At 44.5% G+C, this 15,404-nt stretch carries 15 protein-coding genes; 6 read left to right on the top strand and 9 right to left on the bottom strand.

Translation table 11 applies throughout. The features are described from left to right. Positions 1 to 52: 52 nt before the first annotated feature. Both grxC and ACUJFK_RS04240 read right to left on the bottom strand, forming a co-directional pair. On the bottom strand, positions 53 to 310 hold the full coding sequence (gene grxC / locus ACUJFK_RS04245) for a glutaredoxin 3 (protein ID WP_226749433.1): 258 nt from the start codon (positions 308 to 310) through the stop codon (positions 53 to 55). Positions 311 to 312: 2 nt separating this feature from the next. Continuing rightward, a complete protein-coding gene (locus ACUJFK_RS04240; protein ID WP_226749432.1) occupies positions 313 to 747 on the bottom strand; it encodes a rhodanese-like domain-containing protein in 435 nt (144 codons plus the stop codon). 191 nt (positions 748 to 938) lie between these two features. On the opposite strand from ACUJFK_RS04240, the gene gpmM reads away from it, so the two are divergent. The 3 genes from gpmM to ACUJFK_RS04225 all read left to right on the top strand — a co-directional run bounded on the left by gpmM (position 939) and on the right by ACUJFK_RS04225 (position 4,513). Next, positions 939 to 2,483, top strand: coding sequence for a 2,3-bisphosphoglycerate-independent phosphoglycerate mutase (gene gpmM / locus ACUJFK_RS04235; RefSeq protein ID WP_445426179.1), 1,545 nt, complete (start codon positions 939 to 941; stop codon positions 2,481 to 2,483). Next, entirely contained in the window at positions 2,484 to 3,641 is a 1,158-nt protein-coding gene (locus ACUJFK_RS04230; protein WP_445426178.1) for a murein hydrolase activator EnvC family protein, read from the top strand. A 98-nt stretch (positions 3,642 to 3,739) separates the two neighbouring features. Further along, the gene (locus tag ACUJFK_RS04225; protein ID WP_445426177.1) at positions 3,740 to 4,513 is read left to right on the top strand and encodes a divergent polysaccharide deacetylase family protein; all 774 of its coding nucleotides are present in this window, start codon (positions 3,740 to 3,742) and stop codon (positions 4,511 to 4,513) included. Positions 4,514 to 4,624: 111 nt separating this feature from the next. Here ACUJFK_RS04225 and ACUJFK_RS04220 read toward each other — a convergent pair whose 3' ends face one another. The 5 genes from ACUJFK_RS04220 to ACUJFK_RS04200 all read right to left on the bottom strand — a co-directional run bounded on the left by ACUJFK_RS04220 (position 4,625) and on the right by ACUJFK_RS04200 (position 9,847). Beyond that, positions 4,625 to 4,996 (bottom strand): VOC family protein, encoded by a 372-nt coding sequence (locus ACUJFK_RS04220; protein ID WP_445426176.1) that lies wholly within the window; start codon positions 4,994 to 4,996, stop codon positions 4,625 to 4,627. 70 nt (positions 4,997 to 5,066) lie between these two features. Beyond that, positions 5,067 to 6,398 carry a sodium-dependent transporter gene (locus ACUJFK_RS04215; RefSeq protein WP_306177166.1) on the bottom strand — a complete coding sequence of 444 codons (1,332 nt, stop codon included), beginning with the start codon at positions 6,396 to 6,398 and terminating at the stop codon, positions 5,067 to 5,069. 741 nt (positions 6,399 to 7,139) lie between these two features. Beyond that, entirely contained in the window at positions 7,140 to 8,324 is a 1,185-nt protein-coding gene (locus ACUJFK_RS04210) for an IS4 family transposase (protein ID WP_445425728.1), read from the bottom strand. Between the two features lie 239 nt (positions 8,325 to 8,563). Beyond that, positions 8,564 to 9,235 (bottom strand): site-specific integrase, encoded by a 672-nt coding sequence (locus ACUJFK_RS04205; RefSeq protein ID WP_445426175.1) that lies wholly within the window; start codon positions 9,233 to 9,235, stop codon positions 8,564 to 8,566. Positions 9,236 to 9,247: 12 nt separating this feature from the next. Further along, positions 9,248 to 9,847 (bottom strand): Arm DNA-binding domain-containing protein, encoded by a 600-nt coding sequence (locus ACUJFK_RS04200; RefSeq protein ID WP_445426174.1) that lies wholly within the window; start codon positions 9,845 to 9,847, stop codon positions 9,248 to 9,250. A 215-nt stretch (positions 9,848 to 10,062) separates the two neighbouring features. Between ACUJFK_RS04200 and ACUJFK_RS04195 the strand changes: the two genes are divergently transcribed. Then, positions 10,063 to 10,293 (top strand): helix-turn-helix domain-containing protein, encoded by a 231-nt coding sequence (locus ACUJFK_RS04195; protein WP_445426173.1) that lies wholly within the window; start codon positions 10,063 to 10,065, stop codon positions 10,291 to 10,293. A 120-nt stretch (positions 10,294 to 10,413) separates the two neighbouring features. Here ACUJFK_RS04195 and ACUJFK_RS04190 read toward each other — a convergent pair whose 3' ends face one another. Further along, positions 10,414 to 11,598 (bottom strand): IS4 family transposase, encoded by a 1,185-nt coding sequence (locus tag ACUJFK_RS04190; RefSeq protein WP_445424681.1) that lies wholly within the window; start codon positions 11,596 to 11,598, stop codon positions 10,414 to 10,416. Positions 11,599 to 12,040: 442 nt separating this feature from the next. On the opposite strand from ACUJFK_RS04190, the gene ACUJFK_RS04185 reads away from it, so the two are divergent. Next, positions 12,041 to 12,499, top strand: coding sequence for a DIP1984 family protein (locus ACUJFK_RS04185; protein ID WP_445426172.1), 459 nt, complete (start codon positions 12,041 to 12,043; stop codon positions 12,497 to 12,499). Positions 12,500 to 13,268: 769 nt separating this feature from the next. Continuing rightward, positions 13,269 to 13,655: a hypothetical protein gene (locus ACUJFK_RS04180; RefSeq protein ID WP_445426171.1), complete on the top strand. Its 387-nt coding sequence runs from the start codon at positions 13,269 to 13,271 to the stop codon at positions 13,653 to 13,655. A 771-nt stretch (positions 13,656 to 14,426) separates the two neighbouring features. Here ACUJFK_RS04180 and rpoH read toward each other — a convergent pair. Next, the gene (gene rpoH, locus ACUJFK_RS04175) at positions 14,427 to 15,278 is read right to left on the bottom strand and encodes an RNA polymerase sigma factor RpoH (RefSeq protein ID WP_226749423.1); all 852 of its coding nucleotides are present in this window, start codon (positions 15,276 to 15,278) and stop codon (positions 14,427 to 14,429) included. Positions 15,279 to 15,404: the final 126 nt, after the last annotated feature.

Genomic DNA, 15,404 nt, shown 5'->3' with positions numbered 1-15,404 from the left:
TGCTGCAACGCCGTTTGCTTGTTGTTCGGCCATGATAAATCCTATGTTAATGTTATGCTTGTAATAATGAGTCGAGTTTGCCAGCTGATTCCAGCGCAAACATATCGTCGCAACCGCCAATATGCTGATTGGCAATAAAAATTTGTGGTACGGTACTGCGTCCACCGGCGCGTTCGATCATTTCAGCTCGACGCTCGGTTTCAACATCAATTCTGACTTCTTGATACGCAACTTTCTTCTCGCGTAATAACATGATAGCCCGAACACAATAAGGACAATACGCCTTAGTGTAAATAGTCACTTCTGCCATTATTACCTCTTCGATTTCACTACGGGTAAGCTAGCGCCTGTCCAAGCACTCATACCACCTTGTAGCGTAGAGACTTTGGTAAAGCCTTGCTTAGCCAGAGCTGATGCCGCTCGATTTGCGGTCATGCCGGTTTGACATACTACAATAATGGGCGCATCTTTTTGCTTTTCAAGGCCTGCCAGCTGTTGCTTATCAATTTGTGCCTGCGTTAGGTGCTTGGCATCGGTAATATGCCCTTTAGCAAATTCAGCTTCTGTGCGGATATCGACTACTACGGCATTTTCACGGTTTACCGCTAAAGTCAGTTGGGTTGGCGACACCGGCTTAATGGCAGAAAGCAACGAACTGATCCAGCTGCCCACAATTAACACCACCAATAATGCCCAAACGCCGCTCAGCAGCGGATGATTGCTGATAAATTCGATAACTTGATCCATAACGTCAATATTCTTCTCGTTGAAAACAAAACAGCGCTGAGTATACCGATTTTACATAAAATCCACAGCTAAAAATCGGTTTAAAAGCACTCAGCAAGCGTTAGAAAACGAATGATCACTGGAGAATTAACAAAAAATCGGTAAGATAATGGCTCATCCTCATTACCTGCTATTTTGTTCATGGAGTTTGTATGCACCCAGCTAAAAAACCTTTAGTCTTATTAATTCTCGACGGTTGGGGTTATCGCGAACAAACCGACAACAACGCCATTGCTCAGGCTAATACCCCGGTGATGGACAAACTATGGCAAGACTACCCTCACAGTTTAATTTCGGGTTCGGGTTTAGATGTTGGTTTGCCCGATGGGCAAATGGGCAACTCTGAAGTGGGCCACGTTAACTTAGGCTCAGGCCGTATTGTTTATCAAGACTTTACTCGCATTACCAAAGCCATTGCCGATGGTGATTTCTTTGAAAACCCCACTTTAGTAACAGCGGTGCAAAAAGCCGTGGCCGCAGAGAAAGCGGTACATATTATGGGACTACTATCACCCGGTGGCGTACACAGCCACGAAGAGCACCTACTGGCCATGGTAAAGTTGGCAGAACAACAAGGCGCCAGCCGCATCTATGTGCATGCGTTTTTAGATGGCCGCGATACTCCTCCTCGCAGTGCTGAGGCTTCAATCAAAATGTTTGAAGAACACTTTGCCGCTTCGGGTAAAGGACAAATTGCTTCAATTATTGGTCGTTACTATGCCATGGACCGTGACAAGCGCTGGGACCGTGTGCAACAAGCCTATGACCTACTAACCCAAGGCAAAGGCATTTACCAATATGATAGTGCCTCTGCAGCACTTACCGCCGCTTATCAGCGCGATGAGAACGATGAATTTGTTAAAGCCTCTGCCATCCGCACCGGCGATCAACAAACCATCAGTATGCAAGACGGCGATGCCCTCATTTTTATGAATTTCCGCGCCGATCGGGCCAGACAATTTAGCCACGCCTTTGTGGATGCCAACTTCGATGGTTTTGTGCGCCAGCATCAGCCTAAACTCAGCAGCTTTGTCATGCTGACCGAATATGCTGCCGATATTCCCGCGCCGGTCGCTTATCCACCAGAAAGCCTAAATAATGTGTTGGGCGAATGGTTAGCCAAGCATCAAAAAACCCAGTTGCGTATTTCTGAAACGGAAAAATATGCGCACGTTACCTTCTTTTTCAGCGGAGGACGTGAAGACCTGTTTGACGGCGAAGAGCGGATTTTAATTCCATCGCCACAGGTCGCGACTTACGATCTGCAGCCAGAAATGAACTCAACCGAATTAACCGACAAACTGGTCGCGGCCATTCACAGCGGTAAGTTTGATGCGATCATTTGTAATTATCCGAATGGCGATATGGTTGGCCATACCGGTATTATGAGTGCCGCAATTAAAGCCGTTGAAGCCGTTGATAGCTGTATTGGCAGAGTGGTAGCCGCCTTGCAAGCAGTCGGTGGCGAATGCTTAATTACCGCAGATCATGGTAACGCTGAAATGATGCAAGATCCGCAATCTGGTCAAGCTCATACCGCCCATACCAGCGGTCCAGTGCCGTTAATTTATGTAGGGCGTCAGGCTAAAGTTATCGAAGGCGGTGTACTCAGTGATATTGCACCGACCATGCTGCATCTGATGGGTATGCCAAAACCAGATGAGATGACCGGCAAAGTGTTGATGCAAGTTAACTAAATGCCACCATCGCACAGCAGGACACCCTTTATTATTTGGCAGCTTGGGCTGCTGGTGTTTTGCTGTGTGTTTTTCAGCACGGCGCAGGCGCAACAAAAACCGCAAGCCGAGCGTGAATTACAGCAACTGCAAAATCAAATTAAGCGTACCGAACAGCAAGTAAAACAGCAGCAACGCCAATTGCAACAAGCGGAGCAAAAACTGCAACAAGCAGACAGAGCCCTGGCGGAGGCTTCAGGCAAAGTTCGGCAAACCAGCCAACGTAAACAACAGCTTGAACAAGAAAGCGCTAAGCTAGAAAAACAACAAGCTAAATTGCAGCAACAATTAAATGAACAACAAACGCTACTGGCCGCCCAATTAAAAAGTGCTTACAGTATGGGGCAGCATGATTATTCTCGTTTGCTGTTGAATCAACAAGATACCGGCAAATTAGAGCGCGTACTGACTTACTATCAGTACTTTAACCAAGCGCGTATTCGGCAATTAGCCAAGATCAATCAAACGGCGCAAGATTTGGCCCATATTATGGCCAAACTCGATGAGCAGCAGCAATTATTAGCCCGCGAATTAAGCGCCTTAGAAAAGCAGCAGCAACAATTACAAAGTGCACGTAGCAGCCAACAAGATTCAGTTCAACAATTACAAGCCTTACTGAAACAACAAGGCAATCAGCTTAGCTACCTACGCCAAAATGAAAGCAGCCTGCAAAATACGATCAACGAATTACGCCGCCTTGCTGATCTGAACAAAGATATGAGCGGCCTCAGCAGTGGTAAAGGTCGTTTTCCATGGCCCTTAAAAGGTCAGTTGTTGCAACGTTTTGGGCAAAATCGGCAAGGTGGTATGCCCTCTCGTGGCATCCTGATCCGCGGCATAAATGGCAGTAACGTGCAAGCTATCGCCGATGGCCGTGTGATTTATGCTGATTGGTTAAAAGGCTATGGCTGGGTTATCGTATTAGATCATGGTGCAGGATTTATGTCGTTATACGGCCATAATCAAAATCTGTTAAAACAACCAGGAGCACAGGTAACGAGTGGTGAAGCGATTGCATTGGTCGGCGCCAGTGGTGGACAAGCCGACGCGGGGTTATATTTCGAGATCCGCGAAAAAGGCGAAGCGGTTAATCCCTTAAGCTGGCTTTCTCGTCAATAAATAACTGTTTAAAATCATCTTTAACGCTTACTATTCGCCATAATCTATTAAAGTGTTAAAGCTGTCGGAGTCCCGGCATTAAAAAGGAAAGTGTTGTCGTGCGTTTGAGTTTGTTGCTGTCTGCTGTTTTACTTTGTGTGAGCTCGGTTACCGCAGCAGCACCCCGCATTGCCATTATCATCGATGATATTGGCTATCAACGTAACGATCTGAAAATGGTCGAATTACCCTATCAGCTAACTTACGCCGTATTACCGCATACCCCTTATGGCAAACAAGCGGCCGAACAAGCCTTTATGTTACAAAAAGACGTGATGCTGCATATGCCGATGGAAGCCACTCATCGTAACAGTTTAGGCCCCGGTGCCTTAACGCAAGAAATGTCGAAACAGCAAGTGCAATTGACGCTGCAACAAGCGCTAGCTGATATTCCTTATGCGATTGGTATTAATAACCATATGGGTAGCCTGTTTACTGCCTTAGAGCAACCCATGGCGTGGACCATGGAATATTTGCAACAACGTCAGCTATTTTTTATTGATAGCCTGACCACACCGCAGAGCAACGCACGCCGTTATGCGAAACAATACAACGTGACCATTTTATCGCGGCATGTCTTTTTGGATAACGAACAAAACCAACAAGCGCTAGAAAAGCAATTTAAGCAATTGCTGCAAATTGCCCGGCGCCATGAAACCGCTATTGCTATCGGCCACCCCTACCCTGAGACTTATCGTTTTTTACAACAACGCTTACCGCAGCTACAAGCAGAAGGTATCGAATTAGTTGGGATTTCCGCACTGTTACCTGAAAGTCATCAAGTGATCGCTGCCGGTTTTACCGAGCCTGCAAGTTATAGCCCTGAAGAATAAACTAAAGCCCATTTCACGCGCCCTGCTATCAAGCCTAAAGGCGTCAATGCGCTGCAGTAACGCCGTTTACCCACTTAACGCCTACGTGCAGCCAGAATGGTCTGTTGCGGTTTAAACGTGTTGATCAAACAAGATAGTATTACCATCAGGATCGGTCACTGCAAAACTGCCTGGGCCACGTTCATTTTTCAACTGCTGTTGACTAAGCTCGATGCCTTGCGCCGTTAATTGCTCAGCAATTTGATGCACATCCGTAAAACTGGACAACGCTTGCGCATGTTGATCCCATCCCGGATTAAAGGTCATGATGTTGTGTTCAAACATACCTTGAAACAGCCCAATATTGGTGTCGCCATTTTTCATAATAAGAAAACGGTGCGCCAGCTCACCGGCATACACTGTAAAACCTAGCTTTTCATAAAATGCTTGTGATACCGCTAAATCTTTTACCGCTAAACTGATTGAAAAACAGCCGACACTCATAAAAAAGCTCCATTAAAAAAAAGCCTAAGCAATGGCTTAGGCTTGGTTAAATAAGCTTAGCAGATCGCCATTATAACGACCGGTAAAACATCACAGCGATCACCAGCGGACAAACAAATTTCACATACCAGGGCCAAATGCGCCAGAACCAACTGTATTCCGCATTCGCATCGGCGGTTTTTAAGTCTTGTAAAATGTCATTACGATGCCAGATCCAGCCAGCAAAAATGCACAGCATTAAACCGAGCAGTGGCTGGCTGTAACGCGTAGTTAGGGTAATCACGAAGCCAAACAAACTGTCAAAATTCAGCAAAATAGTCGCGCTAGCAATAAAAATAATCGCTGCGACTAACCATACGGCTTTCTTACGAGCCACTTTTTGGTGTTCAACCACGTAAGATACCGGTACTTCTAACATTGAAATAGACGACGTAAGGGCCGCAATCGACATCAATAAGAAGAACGTTAGGCCAACGAACAATCCGACCAAGCCCATAGTGTTAAACAGTGACGGTAACACGGTAAAAATTAAGGTATCTTCAGCAAGCAACTGGCCACTTTCATTGAAAATTTCGACTCCGTTATTCAGTGCTACATACATAGCAGGAATAATCACTAAGCCTGCCAGTACCGCAACACCGATATCAATTAAGGATACGGCCGCCCCTAAGCGCGGTAAGTTTTCACTATGGCTCACGTAAGAGCCATAAATCAGCATAGTACCCACCCCTAACGACATGGAGAAAAAGGCTTGGCCCATCGCGCTGATCAGCAAGTTAGGATTAAGCACTTCGGCAAAGTCAGGCAACAGATACACTTTTAAACCATCCATTGCGCCGTCTTGCGTCATAACATAAGCAAACAACAACAACATAATGACGAACAAGGTTGGCATTAAGCGAACTGACCAACGTTCGATACCATCTACCACGCCGCCGCTGACAATACCCACGGTTAGCAACATAAAGAACGCACAAAATAGCAGGTTGCGCTCTAACGAAAAGGTGACCAGCCAGTTAGCCAAGTCAGTTAAACCAGCAATATTAGCGACGGCTTCCAGCGCATAGGAAATCATCCAGCCACCGACAATGCCATAAAACGCCAAAATCAGTGATACCGTGATCAGACCCATCACCCCGACTGCTCGGCCAGAAATACCCCGCGACACCTGACCTAAGGCATCGACCACATTCGACTTGGTGGCACGGCCAATTAATAACTCTGCCATCAATACTGGGTATGCCAATAAAAACGCTAATAGTAGGTACATTAAAACGAATGCGGCGCCGCCATTACTGGCTACCTGCGATGGGAAGCCCCAAATATTTCCCAAACCAACAGCTGAACCTGACGCTGCCAGCACAAAGCCGATCCTCGATGAGAACTCTCCGCGTATAGCCATAAAACAACCTTTTTTATAATTATGTAATTAACCTGAACTTGAGTTGTGGTGGGTCGCGCTTTGCGCCAACCGGGTGTTAAGTTGCCACACCCTGCAATAAAACTGTTTTTATCTGTATTTATTTTTTGCTGCTTGAATATATCGCATAACGCCAACGTGTTCTATGGAATGTTCAAGCACAATGCCAGTATTACGCTGATTTTCGTCGCTACTGCGACGACTAAACCCAAGCAACGCTATCACAAGACAACAGCAATCAAGTTATGGCCTGAAATAAGCTCATTCAGGCACCCTCATTTTTATTAAATGCGATTATTGGCCTGTGTGCCGCTGGTGAGTCAGCAGCATTATGGTGAATTTTAAGTGAATTAAATACTTAGCATGCCTTTCAAGTTGTTTACTTTAAGTAAACTTATAAGTATAAACTTACTTGGCCTTGCAGATACGACTAAGAGATCAACATAAGACCTGATGGGTTAATTAAAATTATATTTTTGATTATTTAAATGGACTTGTTTAATGCTTAAATTGATTTTGTTTATTATTGTTTGCGCCAATATTGGTTGCCTAATTTGTTACAGAAAGTATCAATCGTATTTTGAAAAGGTAGCATATTACAATGCTATCGCTGGTCTTATAGTCCTTCCTGTTACTATCGTTGGTGTGTTTTTATCTGCAACCAATATTCAAGGAATACACGGCGATACCTGAGGGATCCCCACAAAATTAAGATACATACTATTAGCTCTTTGCCAATTTGATTACCGCCCAGTCCCACTGTGCAACCCAGAGCAAGATTTGTTTAAGTCCTTGCTGATAATTGTGCCTGCATATAGGCATTTTAGGTTCCTTACAAAGCAGTATCCCGAGGAAGTTCAGTGCAAGCACTCGCCGATTTTTTACCGTATTAGCCTGATATCGCAAATGTAAGCCAGCCTTTTCACCCGCCGAACCCATCAGGTAGTGGAACCAATTTGCCAGTGCCGCGAGTAACAGCAATATACCCAAACGTGATTTGATTTTAGTGCCGTGCAGGTCGCTTCCTAAGCCATAACGTGAGCTTTTCTGGTCTCGGAAACTTTCTTCAATTTGCATCCGGCTACTGTAGCACTTGGCGATTTTATCTGCGTAGCCATGGCACTCAGGCAAAGATGACACCAATAACCAAGGTTCTTTGTAAGACTTATTTTTGTCTCGCTTCAATAGCTTATAGCCTTTACCAACTAGAATCGCGCGGGTTTCATAATGTTGCGTCTGAGTCAGCACGATTGCGCCTAAGTGTTTAGGGGTGGCGCGAGCTTTTTTATAAAGCGCATTTACGGTCATAAACTCTGTTTGCTCTGCCAGTTTAAGCTTCACATTACCTCTGACTCTGGCGACATAATGCCAGCCTAATTTGCGCACCTGCTTAAGCCAAGGCACTTTAAAGCCAGCATCGGTGACGATAACAGGCTTACAGTCGCTAGGTAACATGGCCTTGAGTTGCTTTAAAAACGCCCAGTGCAAATGTGGGCAAGTGTAATCTTCTGCCGCCGCCACTTTTTGTAATAGCGTGAGTGCTCTGCCATCAACAGCGATGCTGGCTCGCAAAATAAAATGGCGCTTCGCGGTATCAGCGTTGCTCCAGTCAATCAAAATGAGCGGCTGCGTTTTGCTACTGACAATCAAATGAGTCATTGCCGCATAGATCAGAGGCAGTTCCCGTTGTAAATTGGCATTGCTGAGCAATCTATCCGCGCGCTTAATGCTGACTTTGTCAGATGTGCCTGGCATAGCGCGACCAATCGCTGTGACGGTGCACCGCGCATCTTTGGTCAAAGCTGTTACAGCATCTAAAAACACCGAAAATCGGGTTTTATGCATCGTTTTGGGGGTGACAAATGTGAGGAAATCAGCGAGCATAGTTTTTACATTCATGGTGACCATCCGCGTTTTGTGAGTTTTGGCGAATGATCAGATCGGGAACCACCATGAATGTTCCCTAATCGCCTAACTTTTTATTTTAACTACAGAATTTCTGGGGATACCTCAGTTAAATTAGAGTATTAAGATAGTTTCATTACTTGAATATCCCTCAGGGTCAGAACAAAAATTAAATTGATCGCTATGGCTCAATCCATAAATTGGTAATATTTATAGCCAGATTTGGATCCTTAGCGAATCGGTCAAAAAGCCCCCAGCAACGCTTCAAAAGCGCTACCATCTTGTCTGGTGATGTTTGGTATAAATCGACTGTAACGCTCAAACAGCATTTTGGTTGAGCTGTGGCCAAGTTGTCTGGCAATCCACTCCGGGTTCTCACCCGCAGCAAGCCATAGTGTTGCTGCTGTGTGACGGGTTTCATAAGCCCGACGGTGGGCCAAGCCCAATAATTTTAATGTTGGCGTCCAAATTCTTTTCGTTACGTTTCGATGATCGAGCGGGTTACCCGCGGCATTACAAAACACATATTCTTTGTCAGCTGTTGTTCGTTTTTGTGTCATCAGTGCATCGAATACCGGCTGTGACATATGCACATGGCGGTAGGAATAATTATTCTTCGGTGTTGCTTCAAGGTTATTGACGAGGGTTTCCTGCACCACAATTTGGCGGCGCTCAAAGTCGACAAATTTCCATTTAAGTCCATCGACTTCTGCAGTGCGTAATCCGGAGAAAAACCTAACCGTGTAATATGGCCTGAAATCAGCGCGTACGCCGGCCAAAAAAATACGAACCTCTTGCAATGTAAGAGGGTTGATAAGCGGTTTATCAATTTTTAATGGCTCGATATCAACAAAGGGGTTGTTAAAGTTGTAGCGCTTTGATGCTTCTACCAGGAGTTTGCGTAGTTGCGCCATGATATGATTAATTCAGTCATTTGAGATGCGTTTTTTGCCGTTACCTGTTTTGGTTAAGCGCGATCGAAACTTCAAAATGTCAGCACGAGTTATTGCATCCAGCCTTTGCGAGCCGAAAGCGGGTAGTAAGCAGTGTTCAAAAATAGCGTTAACGTTTGCACAGTGGCTTGCCTTCCAAATGCTCTCATTTTCATCTAACCACTCAGCTGTAAATGCGCTAAACAATGGGCAGTCGTGCACAAGAGAGATTGATTGAGGTAACGCTGCAATGCTTTGTTTTACCGATGCATCAAGCTCTGCAAAATACTTAGATCTTGGACTGCCCGGGAAAAAATCGGCGTAGACAAACCGACCCAAACGAATGGCTGCCTCAATATCATCGATGAGTTTTAAAAGCTTCGCACGGTTAGTTTTACTGTCAGTCAGTGCTGTTTGTTCGCGGCAGCGCACACCGTTATAGCGAAAATCCAGTACCAGTTTATTACTACGTACAGCGATACTAGCCACTACATACTCTCCCTGACGCCATTGGGATGAGATTTCTCGGCCTAACGGTATGGGAGTAAAGCTCCTGCTCAACAGCTTCCCAAATGTAGAAAATCTTCCTGCCACCAAAAGGTCTGATATAGTGTATGCCTTCGATGAACACAGCATCTTTAAGAACTCTATTGATGTAGCCGGCACTGAAATGTATTCTCATTGCCAAATCTTTAGTGGTGATAAGTGTTTTAGACATCTTAATTACCTGTTAACTGTTCTTTGAGAGAACATTATTGCAGCTTATTAGTGTTCTTTCAAAGAACACTTTGTGTTTTTTGGGGGAGCCTATGATCCTTTTTAGGATTAAAGAATTGATTACAGAAAAAGAGCGGCGGGAAAATCGCAAGATTAGTGTTAGTGAGGTAGCGCGTCACACTGGCGTTAACCGAACGTCTTTGTCGAAAATGCAGAATCCGGCAATACAACACTCAACCACCACGAATGCGATAGAGGCGCTTTGCCGTTATTTCGACTGCAAGGTAGAAGACGTAATGGTGTATCAGCCTGATGACAAGTGATTATGAATATGGTTGTCAGAATGATTTTGTTTGGACCAGTCTATGTGAGACTAATTAATTTTTGATTTGGGATTGGTGTTTAGTGACTGAGGGATCCCCACAAAATTTAGATACATACTATTAGCTCTTTGCCAATTTGATTAGCGCCCAGTCCCACTGTGCAACCCAGTGCAAGATCTGCTTTAGCCCTTGCTGATAATCGTGTCTGCGAATAGGCAGTTTCGGTTCCTTACAAAGCAGTATCCCGAGGAAGTTCAGTGCCAGCACTCGCCGATTTTTTACCGTATTAGCCTGATATCGCAAATGTAAGCCAGCCTTTTCACCCGCCGCACCCATCAGGTAGTGGAACCAATTTGCCAGTGCCGCCAGTAACAGCAATATACCCAAACGTGATTTGATTTTAGTGCCGTGCAGGTCGCTTCCTAAGCCATAACGTGAGCTTTTCTGGTCTCGGAAGCTTTCTTCAATTTGCATCCGGCTACTGTAGCACTTGGCGATTTTATCTGCGTAGCCATGGCAATCAGGCAAAGATGACACCAATAACCAAGGTTCTTTGTAAGACTTATTTTTGTCTCGCTTCAATAGCTTATAGCCTTTACCAACTAGAATCGCGCGGGTTTCATAATGTTGCGTCTGAGTCAGCACGATTGCGCCTAAGTGTTTAGGGGTGGCGCGAGCTTTTTTATAAAGCGCATTTACGGTCATAAACTCTGTTTGCTCTGCCAGTTTAAGCTTCACATTACCTCTGACTCTGGCGACATAATGCCAGCCTAATTTGCGCACCTGCTTAAGCCAAGGCACTTTAAAGCCAGCATCGGTGACGATAACAGGCTTACAGTCGCTAGGTAACATGGCCTTGAGTTGCTTTAAAAACGCCCAGTGCAAATGTGGGCAAGTGTAATCTTCTGCCGCCGCCACTTTTTGTAATAGCGTGAGTGCTCTGCCATCAACAGCGATGCTGGCTCGCAAAATAAAATGGCGCTTCGCGGTATCAGCGTTGCTCCAGTCAATCAAAATGAGCGGCTGCGTTTTGCTACTGACAATCAAATGAGTCATTGCCGCATAGATCAGAGGCAGTTCCCGTTGTAGATTGGCATTGCTGAGCAATCTATCCGCGCGCTTAATGCTGACTTTGTCAGAAGTGCCTGGCATAGCGCGACCAATCGCTGTGACGGTGCACCGCGCGTCTTTGGTCAAAGCTGTTACAGCATCTAATAACACCGAAAATCGGGTTTTATGCATCGTTTTGGGGGTGACAAATGCAAGGAAATCAGCGAGCATAGTTTTTACATTCATGGTGACCATCCGCGTTTTGTGAGTTTTGGCGAATGATCAGATCGGGAACCACCATGAATGTTCCCTAATCGCCTAACATTTTATTTTAACTAGAGAATTTCTGGGGATACCTCAGCGGCGATACATCAATTTATGGTTTGGTCATCTTTATTTGGGCTATCACAGTGTTAATCTCACTAGTTGCGGTAGTTAATCTAATTATCAAAAATATAAACATAACCTAACAGGCTGTTAAATCAAAACGAATAACAGTTGGCTTTTGCGCATACATCGCTTGTGTTAGCTGGTTCAAAGGCGTTGGTATTGAAAATCACGTTAGGATGTGGAATTGAGTCTGTATTTTTTGGTGCATCCATATAAATTCGTTTCGGCCAAAAAAGCGTGGCTTTCACTAGACAGCCTACGCTGCAGCAGCAAAATAGCAAAGCGTTAGCCTTTTAAGGAGATAAATTTGAAACTCGCAGAAGCATTAAGTATCAGAGCCGACTTACAAAGAAAGGTAAACCAATTAAAAGAACGGATCTTGAGGAATGCAAAGATCCAGGTTGATGAAAAACCTGCTGAAGATCCAAATGAGCTACTTTTAGAGTTAGATCAGGCTTCGAAAGAGCTAGTTGTATTGGTAAAAAAAATAAATAAAACAAACAATGTTTTGAAGTTTGAGCAAAATAATACAATGGCTGACATGCTAGCCGAGCGAGAGCAGCTGGCTTCTTTGCGAGATCTCTACAGAGAGTTAGCCAAACAGGCTACCGTTTCTCAAGATCGTTATAAAAAGCTAGAGATCAAGTTTACGCCTGCTGTAGACGTCAAGAGTATTCAGAAACAGGCTGACGACTTTGCTAAGCAGTTCCGTGAGCTTGACGTAAGGATACAAGCATTAAACTGGACTGAAGATTTGATCGAGTAAAGAAGTACGGTAGGTTTGTATTCGGGCGAATGTTTCCCGTCAACTGGGTTAAGTTGTAATACGGTGAGGTGTAGGGGCATGCCTCGAAGGTTCGACTCCTTCAGTTATTGTTATCCCCTGTATTGTGTACATTAGAACAGAGTACTCATTACTGTTACTCCCAAAAACATTGACGTTTACACGCTGAGGGTGGGTATGGGGTCTTCTTTAACTTAGCAAGGTTGAACTTAAGATAAGGCAATCATGATGAATCGTCATTTAGGATCAAATACAAAACATTAGGTGGTTTTAAATGCATGGCCTGCAGTCGCTTGGCTAGCAACAAGTTACAGTGCTATGTTTTTTTTACAAGGAAAAGTGATTTGAACAAAATAGATAATATTTTAAAAATAGGCATAGTTTTGGCTACTTTTGTTTTCATTAATGGTTGCGCCGCTCACCTTAACAAAGACACGTTCACCTCATCGGAATTAGTGAAAAAGCATGCAACAATGGCAATAGCAGCTTGCGGCCAAGGCAATGTTAAGAAAGTTTCTACCGAGGGCTACGAGTGTCATATCTAGCATGGTGCTATCGGCGCCGCTCCGATGTGCTCTAGCTAAACTTAATTTTGCTGATAAGTACTATGATAAACGCCTTATCGATGAGCGTTGCTTTAACGCTACAAGCAAACTGCTCTATATTTGACATGGGTAATTTTATGCACCTTGTATGATGTATTAATCGATTGCTGTGTAAACCTTTTCGTAACGTCAGTAGGGTAACTTTTATGGACACCGCGCATGGTAATTATTCACTGTCGGTCAATGGACAGATTATTTTCTGTGATTACTCGCAAGGGTTTAACATCGAAGGGGTGAGAAAACTTACCCATGATATTCTGGTATTGGCATCGAGCATGGATGAGTGGGTACTGTTCCAAAACCCTGAAGAATCTGCAGGTATTGTCCATAATGCTATCGTAGAAATGATGTCCAGTTACGTCAAACTGCAAAATGCAGGCTGTAAAGCAGTGGCAATTGTTGAAAACAGTATTTTTGTGAATGCAGGGATCCGATATCACCCTAAAGAGTTAACCATGCCCATTCGAATTGATAAAGATGGCAAAATGCTGCTGGCATGGTTAGAAACCGAACTAAAAAAGCCATGTGAATGATCTAAAAATACTGAAAAACGTTTTTAAATTGGTCATTAAATCCACTCATCATATTTTGCTGTTAACACCACTTTTAACGATAGGGTCTTTGAAAACACCCTTTAATTATTCGCCCATAACGTTGTAAGCCGAGCAAGATTGCGCGCCTAAGGTGTTAAGACGAGGGGTGTTTGAACGAGGCGAGGTAGCGCCGAGCGAGTTACCTCGTCGCCTTGGGTGGGCAAAATTTAACGGGCGTTGCCGCAACGTAAGCCTGTAATATCTTTGGTGACTTTCTTTTGGCGAAACAAAAGCAAGTTACTCGCCAACGGCGAAAACGTTAAACGCTGCGTAAAGCTTCGGCTGGAGCACGCTTTAAATACATCCTTGTACGCTCCTCTTTTTCATCCCTGAAAAAGACGTCTCCAGCCAAAGTTTACTTCGCTGTTGTCGCCCGCATCAATCCGAAGTGTCTATGCTGTTAATCCCATTACGTTGTAAGCCGAGCAAGTTTGCGCGCTCAAGGTGTTAAGACGAGGGGTGTTTGAGTGAGAAGCGGTAGCGCCGAGCGAGTTACCTCGTCGCATTGGGTGGGCAAAATTTAACGGGCTTTGCCGCAACGTGAGCCTATAATATCTTTGGTGACTTTCTTTTGGCGAAACAAAAGAAAGTTACTCGCCAACGGCGAAAAGGCTTAATAATGAACCAGATAATTAATTAATAAAAACCCGCGCATCACTCAGTGATTATCGCGGGTTTATCTTTTTAGTGCTGCTTTACAGCACAAAAAACTTAACTAACTAAAGCTTGATGCAGCTTTTTCATGGCGTTTTTCTCTAGCTGGCGAACTCGCTCAGCAGACACTTGATAACGCTCAGCTAACTCTTGCAGAGTGAGTTTTTGATTGTCTAACCAACGTGCGCGCACGATATCTTGGCTGCGATCATCAAGAGTGCGCATAGCTGCTTGTAAACGATCCACTGCGGCAGTATCCCACTGTTCATCGGCTACTTGCTCGGCCAGATCAGAACTTTTATCTTGCAGATAATACACTGGTGCCGTGTAGCTACTATCATCATCTTCATCGGGGGCATCAAACGGCATATCGTAGTTACTCATACGAGATTCCATTTCACGCACTTCGTGCTCGGCTACCCCTAGCGACTCAGCAACGTTTTTTACCTCGTCTTGGTTAAACCAACCCAGATGCTTTTTCGATTTGCGCAGGTTAAAGAATAATTTACGCTGGGCTTTAGTAGTGGCAATTTTCACAATGCGCCAGTTTTTCAGCACATATTCATGAATTTCGGCTTTAATCCAGTGCACAGCAAAAGACACTAAGCGTACGCCTACTGCTGGATCAAAACGCTTAACGGCTTTCATCAGGCCAATATTGCCTTCTTGAATTAAATCACTTACCGGTAAGCCATATCCTGAATAGCTACGCGCAATGTGCACTACAAAGCGTAGGTGAGACATAATAAGTTGACGGGCAGCTTCTAAATCGCCGTCTTCATGAAGACGCTCTGCCAGATGGCGCTCTTGCTCAGCCGTTAGCATTGGAATTGAACTAACAGAATGAGTGTAGGCTTCCAGACTACCGCTGGCAGCTACAGAAAGTGGCATATAAGCTGATTGTGTCATGGTTTTGCGCATCCTTAAAACAAACTATGGAGAGATATTAGCACTCTTTACGAGAGAGTGCTAATCCTAGATCAGCTTTTTTAAGATCTGCTTTTTATAACTAATAACTTTTTAAGCACTTTTAGT

Source organism: Alishewanella sp. HL-SH06, from assembly GCF_052656265.1.
Note: the sequence above shows the minus strand (reverse complement) of the source record. Positions and strands in the feature narration are given on the sequence as shown.

What these genes read in the sequence shown, in the direction of transcription:
- grxC (WP_226749433.1), bottom strand. Translation starts at nt 310, where the DNA reads ATGGCAGAAGTGACTATTTACACTAAGGCGTATTGTCCTTATTGTGTT.
- gpmM (WP_445426179.1), top strand. Translation starts at nt 939, where the DNA reads ATGCACCCAGCTAAAAAACCTTTAGTCTTATTAATTCTCGACGGTTGG.
- ACUJFK_RS04205 (WP_445426175.1), bottom strand. Translation starts at nt 9,235, where the DNA reads ATGGCGCAACTACGCAAACTCCTGGTAGAAGCATCAAAGCGCTACAAC.
- ACUJFK_RS04230 (WP_445426178.1), top strand. Translation starts at nt 2,484, where the DNA reads ATGCCACCATCGCACAGCAGGACACCCTTTATTATTTGGCAGCTTGGG.
- rpoH (WP_226749423.1), bottom strand. Translation starts at nt 15,278, where the DNA reads ATGACACAATCAGCTTATATGCCACTTTCTGTAGCTGCCAGCGGTAGT.
- ACUJFK_RS04240 (WP_226749432.1), bottom strand. Translation starts at nt 747, where the DNA reads ATGGATCAAGTTATCGAATTTATCAGCAATCATCCGCTGCTGAGCGGC.
- ACUJFK_RS04195 (WP_445426173.1), top strand. Translation starts at nt 10,063, where the DNA reads ATGATCCTTTTTAGGATTAAAGAATTGATTACAGAAAAAGAGCGGCGG.
- ACUJFK_RS04190 (WP_445424681.1), bottom strand. Translation starts at nt 11,598, where the DNA reads ATGGTCACCATGAATGTAAAAACTATGCTCGCTGATTTCCTTGCATTT.
- ACUJFK_RS04220 (WP_445426176.1), bottom strand. Translation starts at nt 4,996, where the DNA reads ATGAGTGTCGGCTGTTTTTCAATCAGTTTAGCGGTAAAAGATTTAGCG.
- ACUJFK_RS04215 (WP_306177166.1), bottom strand. Translation starts at nt 6,398, where the DNA reads ATGGCTATACGCGGAGAGTTCTCATCGAGGATCGGCTTTGTGCTGGCA.
- ACUJFK_RS04180 (WP_445426171.1), top strand. Translation starts at nt 13,269, where the DNA reads ATGGACACCGCGCATGGTAATTATTCACTGTCGGTCAATGGACAGATT.
- ACUJFK_RS04210 (WP_445425728.1), bottom strand. Translation starts at nt 8,324, where the DNA reads ATGGTCACCATGAATGTAAAAACTATGCTCGCTGATTTCCTCACATTT.